This is a genomic window from Streptomyces yunnanensis, assembly GCF_029011865.1.
Taxonomy (GTDB): domain Bacteria; phylum Actinomycetota; class Actinomycetes; order Streptomycetales; family Streptomycetaceae; genus Streptomyces; species Streptomyces yunnanensis.
The window spans coordinates 55,816-76,843 of sequence record NZ_CP095749.1; the positions used below are offsets into that span (position 1 = coordinate 55,816).

7 protein-coding genes and 1 pseudogene are annotated in these 21,028 nt (G+C 70.7%); 6 read left to right on the forward strand and 2 right to left on the reverse strand.

Annotated features, from left to right (window positions below; translation table 11 throughout):
- Window positions 1-85: 85 nt before the first annotated feature.
- The 5 genes and pseudogenes from MOV08_RS00180 (at window position 86) to MOV08_RS00200 (ending at window position 5,633) form a co-directional block, all read left to right on the forward strand.
- Window positions 86-907 carry a thioesterase II family protein gene (locus MOV08_RS00180; RefSeq protein ID WP_039628510.1) on the forward strand — a complete coding sequence of 274 codons (822 nt, stop codon included), beginning with the start codon at window positions 86-88 and terminating at the stop codon, window positions 905-907.
- Between the two features lie 25 nt (window positions 908-932).
- Window positions 933-1,112, forward strand: a pseudogene (locus MOV08_RS00185) (3-oxoacyl-ACP synthase); the annotation flags it as partial.
- Between the two features lie 224 nt (window positions 1,113-1,336).
- Entirely contained in the window at window positions 1,337-2,125 is a 789-nt protein-coding gene (locus MOV08_RS00190; RefSeq protein ID WP_039628514.1) for a thioesterase II family protein, read from the forward strand.
- 78 nt (window positions 2,126-2,203) lie between these two features.
- Entirely contained in the window at window positions 2,204-3,994 is a 1,791-nt protein-coding gene (locus MOV08_RS00195) for an ATP-binding protein (RefSeq protein WP_275305684.1), read from the forward strand.
- 49 nt (window positions 3,995-4,043) lie between these two features.
- Window positions 4,044-5,633: an aspartate aminotransferase family protein gene (locus tag MOV08_RS00200; RefSeq protein WP_275311657.1), complete on the forward strand. Its 1,590-nt coding sequence runs from the start codon at window positions 4,044-4,046 to the stop codon at window positions 5,631-5,633.
- Between the two features lie 77 nt (window positions 5,634-5,710).
- On the opposite strand, the gene MOV08_RS00205 is transcribed toward MOV08_RS00200, so the two are convergent.
- Complete coding sequence (locus MOV08_RS00205; RefSeq protein ID WP_275305685.1) at window positions 5,711-6,889, reverse strand: acyl-CoA dehydrogenase family protein; 1,179 nt, start codon at window positions 6,887-6,889, stop codon at window positions 5,711-5,713.
- A gap of 75 nt (window positions 6,890-6,964) precedes the next feature.
- Window positions 6,965-7,348 (reverse strand): YybH family protein, encoded by a 384-nt coding sequence (locus tag MOV08_RS00210; protein ID WP_039628517.1) that lies wholly within the window; start codon window positions 7,346-7,348, stop codon window positions 6,965-6,967.
- A 355-nt stretch (window positions 7,349-7,703) separates the two neighbouring features.
- On the opposite strand from MOV08_RS00210, the gene MOV08_RS00215 reads away from it, so the two are divergent.
- Window positions 7,704-21,002, forward strand: coding sequence for an SDR family NAD(P)-dependent oxidoreductase (locus MOV08_RS00215; protein ID WP_420834106.1), 13,299 nt, complete (start codon window positions 7,704-7,706; stop codon window positions 21,000-21,002).
- Window positions 21,003-21,028: the final 26 nt, after the last annotated feature.

Below are 21,028 nucleotides of genomic sequence, written 5' to 3' on the forward strand. Positions count from 1 at the left end.
AGCCTCGCCTGTCACGGGGCCACCTGCCGTAACCCGATCAGTGGCCAGACTGAAGAAGCTCAGTGAGACGAAGGAGAAGCACCCCATGCGCAACCGATGGTTTTACCAGGCAGAGCCGCAGGACGATGCCGGGGTCCGCCTCTTCTGCCTCCCGTACGCGGGCGGCAGCGCGTCGGCGTACCGGACCTGGCGCGATCTGGCCCCCGACCATGTCCATGTGCACCCTCTGGAGCTTCCCGGCCGCGGCGCCCGTTGGGGCGAAACCCCGGTCAGCAAGCTGCCGTTGATAGCCGACATGCTGGCCGACGCCCTCGCGGGGCACCTGGATCGGCCCTACGCGCTGTTCGGCCACAGCATGGGTGGCCTGATCGCCTTCGAACTCACCAGGACCCTGCGCGGGCGGGGCCTGCCACAGCCGGTGCACCTGTTCGTCTCCGGCTCGGCCGCCCCCGACCTGCCGCGCACTCGGCAGCCGATCCATGCGGCGCCGGACGTCGATGTGCTCGAGGAACTGCGCTTCCTCGGCGGCACGCCGACCGAGCTCTTGAACGACGCCGGGCTAATGGAGCTGCTACTGCCCGCGCTGCGCGCGGACTTCTCGCTGCTGGAGACCTACCAGTACCACGCGCAACCGCCGCTCACGGTGCCCTTGACCGTGTTCGGCGGCAACGCCGATGCCCTGGTGGCGAGCGAGAAGCTGCACCGGTGGCTGCGGCAGACCAGCGCTGCCTCGCGGCTGGTCGTCCTTCCCGGCGAGCACTTCTTCCTGCACTCAGCGGTGGCCGACGTGATAGCGACGATCGCTGACGCCCTGGTCGCGGTGGCGCCTAAGGACCTTCCCCACGCGCATCGGGGCGTGGCCCGACCGGTCGGCCCGCCCCGTAGCCCTTCGCTTCCCGGAACGTGACCCTGGAGGACTTGTGACCGCCACCATCCCCGGCAGCCAGATACTCTCGATCGCCCACCGCCAGCCGACGCGCTTGCTCAGCAACGACGGTCTCACCGCCCTGGTCGACACCTCCGACGCATGGATCAGGTCCCGCGTCGGCATCGCCACGCGCCACATCGCCGCCGAGGACGAGAGCGTCGCCGATATGGCGATCGGCGCCGCCGCCGCACCAGCTCCTCGCGCTCAGCGGTGGTCAGCGCGCCCGGCACCCCTCGCCCCGATCTGATGGGCAGTTGAACACGGCAAGCTTCCCTGACCAGCGACGTTGACCAGGGGGCGGGGACTTTGTCCACGGTTTGCACGGGTTTTGAGTGAGGGCCCGCACCATGGCCCTCGGATCCCGTCCAGGGCGGGAGCGCCAAGGAACGACGATCGGGGGGGGGCGGCATGCGCAGCCAGTGGTTCTACACGTTCGGCCCGGTGGGCAACGAGGCGTCACGCGACGGGGGCAGCACGCGGCTGGTCTGTTTCCCGCATGCGGGTGGTGCGGCGAGCGCGTACGTACCGCTCTCCCGTGTGCTCACGCCGGCTGTTCGGGTCCTGGCTGTGCAGTACCCCGGTCGGCAGAACCGTCTGCGGGAGCAGCCCCTCTCGGACATCGGCCGGCTGGCCGACATACTCGCCGATGAGGTGCACGAGGTGGACGAAGGGCCTTTCGCGTTCTTCGGGCACAGTATGGGAGCGGTCCTGGCGTACGAGGTCGCACGGCGGCTGGAAGCCCGAGGAGCGCCCGGTCCCGTACGGCTGTTCCTCTCCGGCAGGAACGCCCCGGCGCGGGTGCCGGGCAAGCACGACCGGATGCGCAGCGACGCCGACGTGCTGAGAACGGTGCGTCTGCTCGGGGGGACCACCGCGTCGGTGCTGGAGGACCCGGAGCTGTTGGCGATGGTGCTACCTGCGCTGCGGGCCGACTACCACGCGATCGGGTCATACCGGTGGAGTCCGTGCCCGAAACTGAGCGTTCCGTTCACGGTGCTCGTCGGTGACCGGGACCCTGTGGCGAGCCGATCCGGCGCCTCCGCCTGGTGCGAACTGACGTCGGCACCCACTGATGTGCGGGTCTTCCCGGGCGGGCACTTCTACCTCGACCACAACGTCGACGGCGTGGCCGAAACCGTCCGCCGGGTGCTGTCCGTCCCCACCGCAGTGACGGGCGCCCGGGCCGCCGCAGAGTAGGGCCGTTTCTCGGCCGGATCGCCGGCCGGATACCTGCGGATCATGGGGGGAGATATGCAATTCCGAATTCTGGGGCCTTTGGAAGCCGTCGCCGGTGACCGGCCGATAGGGCTGGGCGGGACCAAGCAGCGTGCCACGCTCGGGTTTCTTCTGCTGCAGGCCAACCACGTAGTGGCCACGAGCCAGTTGCTCGGGGCGCTGTGGGCCGCGGACGACGCGCCGACGACCGCGCGCAAGATCTTGCACAATGCCGTGTCCGGGATACGTGGTGCACTCTCCGGCGAGTACGGCGCACACGTTCCACAGAGCGCGGCGTTGTTGACCCGGCCGCCGGGTTACGTGATGCAGGTCGATCCGGAACTGGTGGATCTGCATCTGTTCGAGAAGCTGGCCGGCGTCGGTCGGGAGAAGCTGGCGCAGGGCTCCCTGGAGGAGGCCGCGCGGCTGCTGCGGGAGGCGCTCGCGCTGTGGCGGGGCCCGGTGCTGGCCGATCTTGTGGAGGCCGGGGTCGGGTGGCCGGAGCTGATGGCCGTGCAGCACGCCCGGCTGGACGTGCTGGAGGACTACTTCGAGGCACAGCTGGGCTGCGGCCGTCACCACCGGGTGCTCACCGAGTTGGAGGCAATGGTCAAGGCCGAGCCACTGCGGGAGCGTTCGTGTGGCCAGTTGATGCTGGCGCTGTACCGGTGTGGGCGGCAGGCGGACGCGCTCAGCGTCTACCGGCGGATGCGGGACGGCCTGGTGGAGAACCTGGGTCTGGAACCGGGCCGTGGGTTGCAGCGGCTCCAGCAGGCCATTCTCGCTCAGGACCCCGTGCTGTCGCTGGGTGGGGCGGCCTCACCGTACGCCCCTTTCGACGAGGTGGCGCGCGGAAATCCCGCTCGGCAGGTGATTCGGCCGGCGCGGTCGGCACTGGTCTGCGCAGACGGAAGCAGAGGCGAGGACGAGTGCCGGAAGGTCCTGGCCGAGGCGGGGGCTGGGGAGGTACGAGCCGGTGCGGAGGTGCGGCGGGCAACCGATGGCACCTTCGGATGTGTCCCTGCCGCAGAGGCCGCCGCCGGGTGGCGGGTGGACTTTCCTTCAACAGAGAGCCGTGGCGACAGCGGCACGCGACAGCAATCGGAGCTGGGTTGTGAACTACGTGCCCTGGAAGGGCTGTTCGGGATCACCAGGCACCGATCCATGCCGCATCTGGTCACGGTCGTGGGCGAGCCTGGAACGGGCAAGAGTCGTCTGCTGCGGGAATTCGGGGGCCAGGCAACCGAATTGCCTGGTTCGCCGCTGGTCCTGAGCGGACGGTTTCCGGCCGTGCCGCACGAGGATCCGCTCACCGCTCCGGCGCAGATCCTGTCCGCGTACTGCGGTCTTCGGCCTGATGACGCGGCGGCGACGGCCTGGGCCAGGCTTGCGGAGACGGTGCGGTCGCTGTTCGGTTCCGCGCAGTCCGCGGGCTGGACGCTGGCCCGGCTCGTGCCGCTCGTCGACCCGACTTCCGACTCCCGCTGCGGCGGCACACCGGGCGAAGTGATGGTGGCCTGGCGAGAGTTCTTCCAGGCGGCGGCGCGGCGGCGGCCGGTCGTGCTCGGGTTCGACGATGTGCATCATGCGGACGACAGTGTGCTGGACGCCGTGGAGGAGCTGGCTCAGTGTGCGGGCCCGGTGCCGCTGTTCATCATCGCGGCCGCGGACCCGGAGCTGCTGCTGCGGCGCCGTTCCTGGGCCGGGGGCAGCAGTCAGGCGACCACCCTCACCTTGGGGCGGTCGACCCGGGACACCACCGACCGCCTGGTGGCGTCGCTGTCGTCGGCCGTGCGCGGGGAGCGGCCGGCCACTCCCGGCCCTGTCGAACACCAGCTCTCCGACGCCTGAACGATCGAGGAGCGACCAAGTGATCAACAATGAGGACACCGAGGGAATCATGGAATCTGCAGTGACCGAACCTAAGGCAGCGGGACCGGTCGATCTGACCGAACCCCACCTGCGCGAGACGCTTGCCATGGCCGGGCTCGACGTCGAATATGTGCGAGCCGAACACAATACTCTGTATTACCTTGACGAGAATGGCGAGGAAGTACCCGTGGTCGACTTCACGGGTGGCTACGGGTCGCTGCTGCTCGGGCACAACAACTCGCAGATCGTGGCCCGGGCCAGAGAAGCCCTGGACGGCCAGGTGCCGGTGCACGCACAGTTCGCCCCGAGTTCCCACGCCAACGCCGTGGCTTTCCGTCTCAACGAGATCCTCCGGCGCGAACTCGGCAGCGACGAACCCTACTTCGCCATTTTCGCCAACAGCGGTGCGGAGGCGATCGAGGCGGCGGTCAAGCACGCCGAGTTGGACCGGGTCATGCGGGCCGGCGTGCTCGCCGCCCAGCTCGCCGCGCACGCCGAACAGGCCCGCGCGGCGGTGTCCGCGGGTACGGCGGAGGTCACCGCCGGTGCCCTGGCCCAACTAGGCCTGAAGGAAGGCGGGGTGGCCGAGCTGCTGGCCGAGGCCGAGCGCCGCAACGCCGAGCAGATGGCCCGCCCCCCGGTCTTCCTCGCACTGGAGGGCGGGTTCCACGGCAAGCTGATGGGCAGCGTTCAGCTCACCCACAACCCGGGCTTCCGCACTCCCTTCTCCGCGCTGGCCACGCAGGCCCGGTTCATTCCCCTCGGGCGCCGCGGCGCGGTCGGCGAGGCGCTTGCCGCTGAGCGGGCCGTCGTCTTCGACATCGTGGTCGACGGCAGCGAAGTCCGGGTAGCCGAGCGGGACTTGCCGGTGGTGTGCGCCCTGCTTGTGGAGCCGATCCAGGGGGAGGGCGGCATCGTGGAGGTGAGCCGGGAGCTGGCCGAGGAGATCGGGCGCGAGTGCCAGGCCGCCGGTTGCCCGGTGATCGTGGACGAGATCCAGAGCGGCATGGGCCGCACCGGCTCGTTCCTCGCGTCCTCCTCTCTCGGGCTGCGCGGCGACTACTACACGCTGGCCAAGAGCCTGGGCGGCGGCATCGCCAAGAACTCCGTCATGCTCGTGCGGCAGAGCCGCTATCGGCGGGAGTTCGAGATGGTGCACAGCTCGACCTTCGCCAAGGACGCGTTCTCCAGCCTGATCGCGCAGAAGGTCCTGGATATCTTGGAGGCCGACGGCGGACAGGTCTACCGCCTCGCCACCGAGCGCGGCAACAAACTCAAGAGCGTGCTCCTGGCGCTGCGCGAGGAGTTTCCCGGCGTGGTCAAGGACGTACGCGGCCGCGGTCTGATGCTGGGGCTGGAGTTCACGGACCAGACGTCGGCGCCCTCCGAGACCTTCCGGGGTTTCGCTCAGGCCGGGATTCTCGGGTATGCGCTCGCGGGCTATTTGCTCAAGCGGCACCGGGTCCGTACGTTCCCAACGGCGAGCGCGGTCAGTACGCTCCGGTTCGAGCCGTCGGTGTATGTGAGCGACGCCGAGATCGACCAGCTGGCGGCCGCCCTGCGTGCGCTGTGCGAGATCCTGCGCGACCAGGACGAGGCACGCTTCTTCGGCTCTTGAGGACACACACGCGCCACTGGTGGTGCCACACACGAGTACCCCGGACGGAGAACTCCTTTCCGTCCGGGGTACTCGGATCAGAGCACGTCGGTGTCCGGGTCGAGGCCGAGCAGAACCCTGCCGTGCAGTTCGAGGTTGACGTGCGGGGCCATCATGCCGTGCAGCGAGAAGCCCATCAGGTCGCGGAAGTGGCGCTGGAAGGGGTCCTTGCGCGAGATGACCGACGCGCCGCTGATGCAGTGCAGTTCGGTCACGGCATCCCGTACGAGTTGCAGCGCATAGCCGGACTTGCCGTGGAAGGCGGCCATTTCCTCCACGGTTGGCAGCTCTCCTGCGTCCGCCCGCTCCTGCATCAGGGCGATGTAGGTGTCGGAAAGTGCTTCGGCGGCGGCGATCTGGTTGGCGGCGGTGGCGACCTTGATCTGAGTCAGCGGGTGCTTGTGCTGCTCGGTCCAGCTCGTGTAGGAGATACCACGGCGCTGTGCGGTGGCCGTGAACAGCTCCAGCACGGCCTTGGCGATTCCGATATAGGTGGCGATGGCGCAGGAGTTGACGAATCCGGTCAGGTAGTAGTTGCGTCCCGGCGTCATGTCCGCGGACCGCTGGGGGGAACCACCCATCGTCGCCTCCACGCCGGAAGCGACTCGGTGCGCGGGGACGAAGACGTCTTGTGCGGACACGCTGCAACTGCCGGTGCCGCTGCCCGAGGTGACGTCCCAGTCGTCGGCGATGGTCAGGTCCGCCATCGGCACCAGTGCGAAGACCTGCTCGACCTGGCCGTCAGAGTGCTCCTGGAGGGCGGCCAGGATGTCCCAGTGCGCGCCGCGGCAGCCGGTGTTGAAGCGCCAGGTTCCACTGAGGACGAAGCCGCCGTCGGCGGGAACGATGCTGCCGGAGGGGGTGAATCCGCCGGATATCCGCACCGGGCTGTCGGCGAAGACCTCCTGCTGGGCCTCCTCCGGGTACAGCGTGGCCAGCCAGGTGCAGGCGGCCCAGACCATGGCGACCCAGCCCGTGGATCCGCAGCCGCGCGGCAGCTCGGTCAGGATCTTGATCTGCTCGGCGAGCGGCAGGTCGAGGCCGCCGAAACGTCGCGGCACCCCCATCCGGAAAATGCCCGTCTTCTCCAGCAGAGCGATGTTCTCGTCCGGAATCCAGCGGCGCTCCTCCGCTTCCAGGGAATTCTCCCGCAAGTCGGGAAGGATTCCCTCCACCGCCTGAAGGATTGCCGCCGCCTCGGCGCCGGTCGCAGTCATACTGTCTCCTCGATCGAGTCGTTTTCTGGGTGGCCGATTTCTGGGTAACCGCGCAGTAATTGAGATGGTCGGTCGTTACTTGGTGCCGCTGTAGGGGCTGTCGACCGCGTGCCGCCATTTGCCGTCCGCGCCGCGCCGTACGACGTCGACGCCCACGCCGGAGTCGGACCGGCGGCCGTCGGGGGTGTCGATCTCCATGGTCCAGTCGACGAACAGCAGCGCGGTGTCGCCGGTGACGTACGACTCGCGGGTCTTGGCCGTCATCACGGGGTTCATCGTGAGGAACTCCGCCAGTGCCGCCTTGCGCGCCGCGCCGGTGAGCGGCTGATCCGGCTCCCATACGGCGATCGCGTCCTCGGTGTACAGCGCGTTGAGGGCTTCGGCGTCGCCGGAGTTGAGGACCTGCGCGTACAGCTCGGCGTGCTTGTCGATATCGCTGGTCGGCTCGAATGTGGCCATGACGGATCTGCTCCGATTCTCTGCGGTGCGGAAAGCGCGCGAAAAGCGCGGTGCGAGGGTAACCGGTTCTGCCACACCCCGTATCAACCCCCGGGTAACGGCGCACTCATCATGGCTCGGGCCGGCCAATTACCGCTTCATGGACGGCGGCTGAGAAGGGTGTGGCAGGGGTCGCTTAAAGTGCGGCTTACATGTGAGTGCGGCGTTTGCGAGCGGCGGGCCCAGGCGCCTTCGGCGGAACAACGTCTTTCCAGTCCGGGCATGCCGCGCCGTCGGCCCGGGACGCCTTCGGCGTTCCGCGGCGCAACGGATGTGCGCCCAGGGGACTTAACCCAGGGAAGGGATTCCGAGCGCGATGACGAGCGAGCACGGTGTTGTTGACGCGAACCAGGAGACGGACGAGCGCGGCGCGGCGGTCGCCGTGGTCGGTATGGCGTGCCGTCTGCCCCAGGCACCTTCTACCGCGGCGTTCTGGGACCTGTTGCGAGAGGGGCGCAGCGCTGTCACCGATGTGCCGGAGAGCCGACGGTCGGAACTGGACGGCCTGACGGCGGACTCGGCCGCGGCGCCCGGCCTGCTGCGCGGCGGATTCCTCGACGACGTCGGCGGGTTCGACGCCGCGTTCTTCGGCATCGCGCCCCGCGAGGCCGTCGCCATGGACCCGCAGCAGCGGATCGTGCTGGAGCTGTCCTGGGCCGCGCTGGAGGATGCCGGAATCGTTCCGGCCACGCTGCGCGACAGCCGCACGGCGGTGTTCGTCGGATCCCTGCGCGACGACTACGCCTCGCTGGTCCACCAGTACGGTGCCGATGCCGTCACCCAGCACACAATGACCGGCGTCAACCGCGGCGTCATCGCCAACCGCGTCTCGTATTTCCTGGGGCTGAACGGTCCGAGTCTGACCGTGGACGCGGCCCAGTCCTCCTCGCTCGTCGCCGTTCACCTGGCCTGCGAATCACTGCGTACGGGCGAGTCCACCACAGCGCTGGCGGCCGGCGTGAACCTCAACATCCTCGGCGAGGCCGCAGTGGCCGAGGAGCGGTTCGGCGGCCTGTCCCCCGACGGGCGCACCTATACCTTCGACTCCCGCGCCAACGGGTTCGTCCGCGGCGAGGGGGCCGGAGTCCTTGTCCTCAAGCCCCTTGAGCGGGCCCGCGCGGACGGCGACCGGATCTACGGGGTCATCCGCGGCAGCGCTGTCAACAACGACGGTGCCGCCCCGGGGCTGACCGTGCCCAGCGCGGCCGCCCAGGAGCGGGTGCTGCGCCAGGCGTACGCACAGGCCGGCGTCGACCCGGCTGCCGTGCAGTACGTGGAACTGCATGGCAGCGGTACGCCGGTGGGCGACCCGATCGAGGCCAGGGCCCTGGGTGCGGCGCTGGGTACCGGACGGGCTCCCGGCGACCGGCTGCTGGTCGGTTCGGCCAAGACCAACATCGGCCACCTGGAGGGCGCGGCGGGACTGGTCGGCCTGATCAAGACACTGCTCAGCCTCTGGCACCGGGAGATCCCGGCCAGTCTCAACTTCGAGTCGCCCCACCCGGCTGCTCCGCTGGAGGCGTTGGGGCTCTCGGTGGTGTGTGAGCGCTCACCGTGGCCGCGTACGGACCGGCCGCTGCTGGCCGGGGTGAGCTCGTTCGGCATGGGCGGCACCAACTGCCATGTAGTGGTGGAGCAGGCACCCGAGCCGGTGGCGCCGACGGATGCAGAGTCCGAACAGCGCGGCGGTGCGGCGGATTTGACGTCCGTGGTGCCGTGGACCGTGTCGGGCCGGGGCACCGCCGCGCTGCGGGCCCAGGCCGCGCGGCTGGCCGCGTACGTCGAGGCCAGGCCCGGGCTCCGACCGCAGGACGTCGGCTGGACGCTGGTCGCGGCTCGTACGGCCTTCGAGGACCGTGCCGTGGTGGTGGGTGGTGAGCGTGCGGAGTTGATCGCCGGCCTGCGCGCGCTGGCCTCCGGCGACGCCGACCCGAACCTCGTCGAGTCCGGCGGCGGTGACGAGGGTGGACAGGCCGGGAAACGTGTGGTGTTCGTCTTCCCCGGCCAGGGCTCTCAGTGGGCCGGAATGGCCGTGGAGCTGTGGGACACCAGCCCGCTCTTCGCCCGCCACATGCGTCAGTGTGCCGAGGCACTGGCCGAGTTCACCGACTGGGACGGTCGTGGGCTTGAGGACGTGCTCCGGGAGGCACCGGGTGCGCCCGCCCTGGACCGTGTCGATGTCGTCCAGCCTGCGCTCTTCGCTGTCATGGTCGCTCTGGCCCGTCTCTGGCAGGCGCACGGCGTCACGCCCGGCGCGGTCATCGGCGCCTCCCAGGGCGAGATCGCCGCCGCGCATGTGGCGGGCGTTCTCACCCTCCACGACGCGGCCCGTATCGTTGCCCGCCGCTCGCGGACGCTCCTCGCCCTGGCCGGACGCGGCAGCATGGTCTCCCTCGGCCAAACTCCCCGGCAGGCACACGAGCTCATCGCCCCGTGGGGTGACCGCCTCGCCCTCGCCACCGTCAACGGCCCCGCCACTGTGGTCGTCGCGGGCGAGGAGCAGGCGGTCGGGGAACTGCTCGCCCTGTGCCACGACAGGCGCATACGGGCCCGTCGCGTACCGGTCGACTACGCCTCCCACTCGGCGCAGGTTGAAGAGCTCCGGGACGAACTGGCCACGGCTCTGGACGAGGTCGCCCCGCAGCCCGCACAGGTGCCCTTCTACTCGACGGTGACCGCCGGCGCGCTGGAAGGGACCGAACTCGACGGGGGCTACTGGTACGAGAACCTCCGCCGAACCGTTCGCTTCGAGGAGACCGTCGCCGCCCTCCTCTGTGACGGTGACGCGACGTTCATCGAGGTCTCGCCCCACCCTGTCATGGCCGTCGGCATCGAACAGACGGCGGAGGCCCACGGCGCTTCCCGCTGCCACGTCCAGGGCACGCTGCGCCGCGGCGAAGGCGGAGCCCGCCGCTTCGTCGCCTCGCTCGCCCACGCCTGGACCCACGGTGTCCGGGTGAGGTGGCAGGGGCTGTTCGAGGGGGCCGGCGCCCGCCGCGCCGAGCTGCCCGCCTACGCCTTCCAGCACCGTCGCTACTGGGTCGGCGAGGACGTCCGTCCGCAGGCCGACGCCGGGGACGGGGCAGGGCTGCGGGCGCGGTTGACCAGCGCGGACGGGCGCGAACGGCGGCGCGCGGTCGCCGAGCTGGTGCGGGCGCAGATCGCGGTGGTGCTGGAGTACGCGGCCGACGACGTCGACGACCGGCGTGCCTTCAAGGACCTGGGCTTCGACTCGCTCACCTCTGTCGAGCTGCGCAACCGGCTGCGGGCCGCGACCGGACTGCCGCTGCCCTCCTCACTGCTCTTCGACCACCCGACGCCACAGGCACTGGCCGAGCATCTGACCAGTGAACTTCTGCACGCCGAGGGTGCATTGCCCCACGTCGAGGAGGAGGCAGCTGCGCCGGTGCGGCCGCTGCGGCGCCGCGAGCGCGTCGATGAGGCGATCGCCATCGTCGGTATGGCCTGCCGCTATCCCGGGGACGTCGCCTCCCCGCAGGAGCTGTGGCAACTGGTGGCCGAGGGCCGGGACGCCATCACTGACTTCCCGGCCGACCGGGGCTGGGACGAAGAACTGTACGATCCGGACCCGGAGCAGGCTGGCAGGAGCTCTGTGCGACAGGGCGGATTCCTCTACGGTGCTGGCGAGTTCGACGCCGCGTTCTTCGACATCTCCCCGCGCGAGGCGCTGGGTATGGACCCCCAGCAGCGGCTGCTGTTGGAAACCGCGTGGGAGGCGGTGGAGCACTCGGGGCTGGACCCGCGAGGGCTCGCGGGAAGCCGCTCGGGCGTCTTCGTGGGCGGGACCGCGCTCGACTACGGGCCCCGGATGCACCACGCGCCCGAGGACCTTGCGGGACATGTGCTGACCGGCGGGCACCCCAGTGTGCTGTCCGGTCGCATCGCCTACCACCTGGGCCTGGTGGGGCCCGCGGTGACCGTCGACACCGCGTGCTCCTCCTCGCTGGTGGCGCTGCATCTGGCGGTGCGATCCCTGCGGCAGGGCGAGACGACACTGGCGCTGGCGGGCGGGGCTACCGTGATGTCCGGCCCGGGGATGTTCGTGGAGTTCTCCCGGCAGCGCGGGCTGGCGCCCGACGGCCGCTGCAAGTCCTTCGCTGCCTCGGCCGACGGCACCGGCTGGGCCGAGGGCGTGGGCCTGCTGCTCCTGGAACGGCTCTCGGACGCACGGCGCAACGGGCACCGGGTGCTCGCGGTGATCCGCGGCACGGCCGTCAACCAGGACGGTGCCAGCAACGGCCTGACCGCCCCCAGCGGCCCCGCCCAGCAGCGGGTGATCCTCGACGCGCTGGCCGACGCCCGGCTGGACGCGCGGGACGTGGACGCCGTCGAGGCCCATGGCACCGGCACCCGGCTCGGCGACCCGATCGAGGCACAGGCACTGCAGGCCACCTACGGACGGGACCGCCCAAAGAACCAGCCGCTCTACCTCGGCTCCCTCAAGTCCAACATCGGCCACACCCAGTCGGCGGCCGGGGTCGGCGGCGTGATCAAGATGGTGGTGGCGATGCGGCACGGACTGCTGCCCAGGACGCTGCACGCCACCGAGCCGTCCCCCGACGTCGACTGGGACACGGGCGGCCTCGCACTGCTCACACAGGAGCGTGCCTGGCCGGTGACTGACCATCCGCGCCGCGCCGCCGTCTCCGCCTTCGGCATCAGCGGCACCAACGCACACGTCATCATCGAGCAGGCCGACGAGTCCGGCGACGAGCAGGCCGGGAAGCCGGCCGCCGGCATGCCCGTGGCCCCCGCCCTGTGGCTGGTCTCCGCCCGCACCCCGGAGGCACTGCGGGCCCAAACCGCCCGGCTGCACTCCTACGTGACCGCACGCCCCCAACTCACCGGGCCGGACATCGGCCGCTCGCTGGCGGCCCGTACGACCTTCGAACACCGGGCCGCCGTCCTCGGCTCCACGCGTGAGGACCTGCTCACGGGGCTCGACGCACTCGCCCACGGCGGCACTGCACCGCACACGGTGGCGGGCAGTGCCACCACGGGCGGGCTGACCGCCTTCCTGTTCACCGGGCAGGGCGCACAGCGCATCGGCATGGGCCGGGAACTGTACGAGGCGCACCCGGTCTTCGCCCGGTCCTTCGACGCGGTCTGCACCGAGCTGGACCGGCACCTGTCGCGTCCGCTTCGGGACGTCGTGTTCGGACGGACGGGCATCGGGGCCGAAGCGGCACTGCACCGCACCGACCACGCCCAGCCCGCCCTATTCGCCGTCGAGGTCGCGCTGTTCCGGCTTCTGGAGCACCACGGGCTGGCCCCCAGCCTGCTCGCGGGCCACTCGGTCGGGGAGCTGGCCGCCGCGCACGTCGCAGGGGTTGTGGAACTACCGGACGCCGCCAGGCTTGTCGCCGCCCGCGGACGTCTGATGCAGTCGGCTCCCGAAGGCGGCGCGATGACCGCGATCCAGGCCACGGAGGACGAGGTCGCCGCCTCGCTCAGCGGCTGCGAGGACCGGGTCGTGATCGCCGCCGTCAACGGCCCCGATTCCGTGGTCGTCTCCGGCGACCGGGACGCTGTCCGGGCCATCGAGGCCCTCTGGCGCCGGCACGGCCGCAAGACGCGTGCCCTGAAGGTGAGCCACGCCTTCCACTCGCCGCACATGGACGGCATCCTCGCCGAATTCCGCGAGGTGGCCGCGTCAGTGAGCTACCACGAGCCGCGCATACCGATCGTCTCCACCGTGACCGGCATCCTGGCCACCACCGCCGAACTGACCTCCGCCGACTACTGGACGGACCAGATCCGCCGAACCGTACGGTTCCTGGCCGCGCTACGCACCCTGCGCGAACAAGGTGCCACCGTCTTCATCGAGGTCGGCCCGGACGCCGTCCTCACGGCACCGGCCCAGGAGGTCGGCGGCCCGGAGGGCACCGCCGTCGCCCTGCTGCGCTCCGGCCGCCCTGAGCCGGAGTCCGTGGCCACCGCCGTGGCCACGGCACAGGTCAACGGCGCGGACCTGGACGCGGTGTCCCTCTTCCCCGACGGCCGCCGCATCGATCTGCCCACCTACGCTTTCCAGCGCGAGCGGTACTGGTCGGCCGCCGAACCCGCTGCCGGCCCGCAGCCCTTGGGGCTGGACCCGGCCGGGAACCCGATGCTGTCGGCGGCCGTCCGACTGGCCGACCGCGACGGCCTGGTGCTCACCGGACGGCTGTCCCGGGCCACCCACCCGTGGCTGGCGGACCACACCGTGGGCGGAGCCGCCCTGGTGCCCGCCACCGCCTTCCTGGAACTGGCCGTGGCAGCCGGGGACCACGTCGGGGCCGCGCGGGTCGAGGACCTCACCCTGGAGTCCCCGTTGGTCCTTCCCGAGCGTGGCGCCCTGCGGGTGCAGGTGGCCGTCGGCGCCCCGGACGGCACAGGCGGCCGGCCGTTTCTCATCCACGCGCGCCCCGACGGCGCGGCCGACCAGGCACCGTGGACACGGCATGCATCGGGGACGCTCGGCGGGCCGGCCACCCAGCTACCGCAGACGGACGCCGGCGCCTTGCGCCAGTGGCCGCCGCCGGGCGCCGTCCCCGTGCCGGTGGACGCCGTGGAGGGGGCAGGCGACGCCTACGACCGGCTGGCGGACCTCGGCTACGTCTACGGGCCCGCCTTCCAGGGCCTGACCGCGCTGTGGCGCAAAGGCGAGGACCTGTACGCGGAGGTACGGCTTCCGAAGGAGCAGCATGAGCACGCGGCGCACTTCGGTGTCCATCCGGCGCTGCTGGACGCCGTACTGCACCCGCTGGTGCTTCAGCGCGGCCCGGACACCGAACCGGGGCTGATCCAGCTCCCCTTCGCCTGGTCCGGAGCGATCCTGCACGCCTCCGGGGCCACCGCTGTGCGGGCACGGATCTCCCCGGCAGGCGGCGGTGCCGTCGCCCTGACGGTCGCGGACACCACCGGAGCGCTGGTCGCCTCGGTGGAATCGCTGGCTTGGCGGCCGGTGGAACGCGGCGCATCAGCGCCCGCCGGGAGCGCGTCCGGGCCCGGGGCGCTGTTCGCGCTGGAGTGGTCCGCGGTGAGCGCGACCCAGGCCGGTGGCACACATCTGGTGGAGACGGACGGGGAAGACCTGGGCGAGGTGGATGGCCTGCGCCCTGACGTCCTCGTCGTACGGGCTGACCGTTGGACACTGGACGGCGCGCCGCCGGCCGCCGCACGCGCCATGGCGCACCGTGCGCTGAGCCTGGTGCAGCGTTTTGTCTCCGACGAGCGGCGGGAAGCGGCCCGGCTGATGTTCGTCACCCGTGGCGCGGTCGCGGCGCTGCCCGATGACAGGGTCGCCTCGCCGGCAGCCGCCGCACTGTGGGGCCTGGTCCGCTCCGCACAGGCCGAGCACCCTGGCCGGCTGCTGCTCGTCGACCTCGAAGCCGGCGAAGGTGCCGTGGCGGTCGAGGAAGCTCTTACCGCTGCCGCCTCGGCGGTCGAACCACAACTCGCCGTGCGTGCCGGGACGTTGTACGTCCCCCGGTTGTCCGGGGCCGCACCCGAACGGCCCGCCGACGCCCCCCGGCTGGACCCGGAGGGCACCGTCCTGATCACTGGTGGTACCGGCGCGCTGGGGAGCCTGTTCGCCCGGCATCTGGCCGCCAGGCACTCGGTCCGCCATCTGCTGCTGCTCGGCCGCCGCGGCGAACAGACCCCGGGGGCGGCCCGGCTCCGGGCAGATCTCGCCGCATTGGGGGCCGAGGCCACCATCGTGACCTGTGACGCCGCCGACCGGGAAGCCTTGGCGGCGGTGATCGACGCCATTCCGGTCGAGCATCCGCTCACCGCGGTGCTGCACGCCGCCGGCACGCTCGCCGACGCCACCGTGGAATCCCTCGACGCCCGGCAGCTGGATACCGTCCTGCGCCCCAAGGTGGATGCCGCGTGGAATCTCCACGAGCTGACCCGCGACACCGGCCTCGCCGCATTCGTCCTCTTCTCGTCTCTCTCAGGCATCACCGGTACGGCGGGGCAGGCCAACTACGCCGCAGCCAACGCCTTCTTGGACGCCTTGGCCGAGCACCGCAGCGCCGTTGGGCTGCCCGCTCTCTCACTGGCGTGGGGGCTGTGGGACGGGGCAAGTGGAATGGGGGGCGGCCTCGATGAGGCAGGCCTGGCACGGTGGCACCGTATCGGTGTCACACCGCTGACGGCGGATCAGGGCACTGCCCTGTTCGACGCCGCGCCGGCCGCAGGAGCCCCCCTTGTGGTCCCCGCGGCGCTGGCCCCGTCCCGGATGCGCCCCGACGACGGCTCGCTGCCCGTGGTCCTGCGCGGTCTGGCAGCGGCCGGCGCACGGCGTGCCGTGCGGCGCACTGCGCTGGGGCAGGGCGGCGGCGCGGAAGGTGACGGCGGCGGGTGGGCTCAGCGGATGGCACGACTGCCGGAGTCCGAGCGGGCCGAGGCCGTGTTGGAGTTCGTGCGCGGCGCGGTCGCCGACGTTCTGGGGCACGACGGCGTCGACGCCGTCGTCCCCGACCGCGCCTTCAAGAGCCTCGGCTTCGACTCACTGGCGGGCGTCGAGCTGCGGAACCGGCTTAGGAAGTCCACGGGTCTGCGGCTGTCCAGCACTGTGGTCTTCGACCATCCGACGCCCGTCGCCCTTGCCGCGCATCTGACCGCCGAGATCTCGGGCGCCCCCGCCGGGACGGCCTCGGCGCCCGCTGCGGTCGCCGGCGTGGACGAGCCGATCGTCATCGTCGGCATGGCCTGCCGCTATCCCGGCGGCGTCACCTCGCCCGACGACCTGTGGCGCCTGGTGGCGGAAGGCAGGGACGCGATCGGCGAGTTCCCGACCAACCGCGGCTGGGACCTGGAAAGCCTCTACCACCCCGACCCCGAACACCCCGGCACCTCATACGCCCGCCACGGCGGCTTCCTCCACGACGCCGACCAATTCGACCCGGAGTTCTTCGGCATGTCCCCGAGGGAGGCAATGGCCACCGACCCGCAGCAGCGACTGCTGCTGGAGACCGCCTGGGAAACCTTCGAGAACGCGGGGATCGACCCGGCCGCCGTGCGGGGCAGCAACACAGGTGTGTTCACCGGCGTGATGTACGACGACTACGCTTCCCGGCTGGCCGACACCCCAGGGGACTTCGAGGGCTTCCTGCTCGCTGGGAACCTGTCCAGCGTGGTGTCCGGTCGGTTGTCGTACGTCTTCGGGCTGGAGGGCCCGGCCATCACCATCGACACCGCCTGCTCCTCCTCCCTCGTCGCCCTCCACATGGCCGCAGGCGCCCTCCGCACCGGCGAATGCGACCTCGCCCTCGCCGGCGGCGTCACCATCATGGCCACCCCGCACATCTTCACGGAATTCTCCCGCCAACGCGGACTCTCCCCCGACGGCCGCTGCAAACCCTTCGCCGCACAGGCCGACGGCACCGGCTGGTCCGAAGGCGTGGGCCTCCTCCTCGTCGAACGCCTCTCCGACGCCCGCAAGAACAACCACCGCATCCTCGCCGTACTACGCGGCTCCGCCATCAACCAGGACGGCGCCAGCAACGGACTGACCGCCCCCAACGGCCCCTCCCAAGAACGCGTCATCCGCCAAGCCCTCACCAACGCAGGACTCACCCCCACCGACATCGACGCCATCGAAGCCCACGGCACCGGCACCACACTCGGCGACCCCATCGAAGCCCAGGCACTACAAGCCACCTACGGCCACGACCGACCCACCGACCAACCCCTCTACCTCGGCTCCCTCAAATCCAACATCGGCCACACCCAAGCCGCCGCAGGCATCGCCAGCGTCATCAAAATGATCAAGGCCATGCACCACGGCACCCTCCCCCAAACCCTCCACATCGACGAACCCACCCACCACATCGACTGGGACACCACCCCCCTCACCCTCCTCACCGAAACCACCCCCTGGCCCCACACCAACCACCCACGCCGCGCCGCCATCTCCTCCTTCGGCATCAGCGGCACCAACGCACACCTCATCCTCGAACAAGCACCCACACCACAGACAACAGAAGAAGCCAGCAAGGAACCGGCCACCGGGATTCTCCCGATCTGGATGCTGTCGGCCCGCGACGAGAGCGCACTGCGCGCCCAGGCCCGGCGGCTCCTCCAGCACGCCGCGGCCCACCCGGAGCCGACCACCGCCGACCTCGGTCTGTCGCTGGCCACCACACGTTCCCCCCTCGACCGACGCGCGGCGGTCAGCAGCGGCGACCGCGCCGCACTTGTGGCGGGCCTGGAATCCCTTGCGGACGGGCACCCTTCGCCGGGTGTGGTGCGCCCGGGCAGCGCCAGGCGCGGCAAGCTCGCATTCCTGTTAACCGGACAAGGAGCCCAGCGGCCTGCCATGGGGCGGGAACTGTATGCGTCCTCCGCCGTCTTCGCCGCCGCGCTCGACGAGGTGTGCGCAGGGCTGGACCGGGAACTCCCCCGGCCGCTCAAGGACGTACTCTTCGCACCCGACGGCTCCGCGGACGCGGCGCTGCTGGACCGGACGTCCTTCACCCAGGCCGCTCTGTTCGCGGTGGAGACGGCGCTGTACCGCCTGGTCGAGCATCACGGGTTCGTGCCCGACTACCTTCTGGGACACTCCATCGGAGAAGTGATCGCCGCTCATCTGGCAGGCGTGCTGGACCTGCCGGACGCCTGCCACCTGGTCGCCGAGCGCGGCAGGCTGATGGAGTCCGCGCGCCAGGACGGCGCCATGGCCGCCCTCCAGGGAGAGGAGGCAGAGGTCACCGCGGCGCTCTCCGGCTACGACGGCCGAGTGGCGATCGCGGGTGTCAATGGCCCACGGTCCACGGTGGTTTCGGGTGACAAGTCCGCCGTCAACGAGCTGGCCGAGGCATGGCGCGCGAGCGGCGCCAAGGCCCGGCTGCTCTCCGTCTCCCACGCGTTCCACTCGCACCACATGGACACGGTGCTGGAGGAGTTCCGATCCGTGGCCCGGGACCTGACCTTCCACAAGCCGCGCATCCCGATCGTCTCCAACGTCACCGGCACTCTCGCGACCGTCGACCAGCTCACCTCCCCCGACTACTGGGCCGATCACCTTCGCCGGGCGGTGCGCTTTGCGGACGGGGTGCGGCAGCTGGAAGAACTGGGTGTCACCGACTGGTTGGAGCTGGGCCCGGACGGGGTCCTCGCCGCCCTCGTCCAGGAGTGTGTCACCGAAGAGGCGGGCGCGATCGTCTCAGTGCTGCGCAAGAACCGGCCGGAGACGGAGACCTACAGCACGGCAGTCGCCCATCTGGCCGTTCGGGGCATCACACCCGACTGGGACAGGGTCTTCCCGGGCGCCCGCAAGGTGGCCCTGCCCACCTACGCGTTCCAGCACAGGCGTTACTGGCTGGATGCCGCGACGGCCCCTGGCGACGCCGCCGGCCTCGGGCTGGGTTCCGCCGGTCATCCGCTGCTGGGTGCTGCGGTGGGGTTGGCGGAGCGGGACGAAGTCGTGTTCACCGGGCGACTGTCCCTGCAGAGCCACCCATGGTTGGCCGGCCATGCGGTCGCGGGCACGGTCCTGGTCCCGGGCACGGTCCTGCTGGAGCTCGCCCTCCACGCGGCCGGCCGCGGTGAGGTCGCCGACCTCACCCTCACCGCGCCGCTGGCGCTTCCCGAACACGGCGGCGTTCAGGTCCAGTTGGCGGTGGGAGGCAAGGACGAAGCCGGGCACTGTGCAATCACCATCCACGCCCGGCCCGACCACACGGATCAGGACAGCATCTGGACCCTGCACGCCCGTGGCACCCTCACCGTCGGTGCGCCGCCGGACACAGCTCCTTCCCCCCTGGTGCCCTGGCCGCCAGCCGGAACTACCGAGATCGACCTGTCCCACGCCTATGACCGCCTGACCGAGCATGGCTACGCCTACGGACCGGCCTTCCAATGCCTGCGCCGTGCCTGGTCGGACGACACCACAGGAGAGATCTGGGCGGAGGTCTCCCTCGGCGATGAGCTGTCTTCTGGTACCGGTGCGTTCGACCTGCATCCCGTACTGCTGGACGCCGCCCTGCACACCCTGCTGCCCGGCATCACCGACGGCGGAAAAGCAGTGCTGCCCTTCTCCTGGTCCGGCGTACGCCTCCACGCCGCCGGTGCATCGACACTGCGGGTCCACCTGACCAGGACCGGACCCGAAACCGTGGCGCTGGACATCACCGATACGACCGGAGGCCCCGTCGTCACTGTCGGCTCGCTCACCACCCGCCCGTTGTCCCTGGACGCACTGCGGGCAGTGGACCCTGCTGTCCGCGACGCGCTCTTCCACGTGGAGTGGCGGGCTGCGCCGGCACCGGTCAACACGCCCTCGCATACGGATGACTGGGCTGTCCTCACCCCCCGCACCGACCTCGAAATCGGCCGTCACTACCCCGACCTGCATGCCCTACTCAAGGCCGTGGACGACGGCGCGGACGTGCCACCGGTGATCGTCCTCCCCCTAGCCGAGGATGAGTCGGCCAGCGGGGACATCCCCGCACAGGCTCACGCCGCCCTCCACCACACCCTCACCACGCTCCAGACCTATCTCACCGACCAACGCCTGGCCGCCACCCGCCTGACCATCGTCACCCACCACGCCATCGCCATCAGCCCGGACGAGGACGTCACCGACCTGACCCACGCCGCCATCTGGGGCCTGATCCGCACCGCCCAAACCGAACACCCCGACCGCATCCACCTCATCGACACCGACCACACCACCGCCCTACCCACCGCCCTGGCCACCGCCCTGGCCCTGGACGAGCCACAACTCGCCCTCCGCAACAACCAGTTCCTCATCCCCCGCCTGGCCCGCGCCACCCCCGACCCCACCACCACACCCCCCGACTGGAGCGAGGGCACCATCCTGATCACCGGCGGCACCGGCACCCTCGGCAGCCACCTCGCCACCCACCTCGCCACCCACCACGGCGCCCAACACCTCCTCCTCACCAGCCGCCAAGGCCCCAACACCCCCGGCGCAGCAGAACTCCAAGAAGAACTACACCAGTTGGGAACCCAGACCACCATCGTGGCCTGCGACGCAGCCAACCGCGACGCCCTGGCCGCACTCCTGGACACCATCCCCACCGAACACCCCCTCACCGCCGTCATCCACACCGCCGGCACCCTCGACGACGCCCCCTCACCACCCTCACCCCCACCAACTCCACACCGTCCTCAAACCCAAAATCGACGCAGCCTGGAACCTCCACCAACTCACCCAACACCACCCCCACCTCAAAACCTTCATCCTCTACTCCTCCCTCGCCGGCCTCCTCGGCACCCCCGCCCAAGCCAACTACGCCGCCGCCAACACCTTCCTCGACGCCCTCGCCCACCACCGCCACACCAACAACCAACCCGCCACCTCCCTCGCCTGGGGCCTCTGGCAAGACACCAGCACCCTCACCCACCACCTCACCCACACCGACCACCAACGCCTCACCCGCACCGGAATCCAACCCCTCACCACCCACCACGCCCTCACCCTCTTCGACACCACACACACCACCCCCACACAACCCTCGCCCTCACCCCCATCAACACCACCACCCTCCGACAACAACACAACCCCACCCCCTCCTCCGCGACCTCACCCCCACCACCCGCCGCACCACAGCCCAACAGCAAGCCGGACCGTCACTGACCCAACGCCTGGCGAACCTTCCGACC

What these genes read in the sequence shown, in the direction of transcription:
- MOV08_RS00190 (WP_039628514.1), top strand. Translation starts at nt 1,337, where the DNA reads ATGCGCAGCCAGTGGTTCTACACGTTCGGCCCGGTGGGCAACGAGGCG.
- MOV08_RS00215 (WP_420834106.1), top strand. Translation starts at nt 7,704, where the DNA reads ATGACGAGCGAGCACGGTGTTGTTGACGCGAACCAGGAGACGGACGAG.
- MOV08_RS00180 (WP_039628510.1), top strand. Translation starts at nt 86, where the DNA reads ATGCGCAACCGATGGTTTTACCAGGCAGAGCCGCAGGACGATGCCGGG.
- MOV08_RS00210 (WP_039628517.1), bottom strand. Translation starts at nt 7,348, where the DNA reads ATGGCCACATTCGAGCCGACCAGCGATATCGACAAGCACGCCGAGCTG.
- MOV08_RS00205 (WP_275305685.1), bottom strand. Translation starts at nt 6,889, where the DNA reads ATGACTGCGACCGGCGCCGAGGCGGCGGCAATCCTTCAGGCGGTGGAG.
- MOV08_RS00200 (WP_275311657.1), top strand. Translation starts at nt 4,044, where the DNA reads ATGGAATCTGCAGTGACCGAACCTAAGGCAGCGGGACCGGTCGATCTG.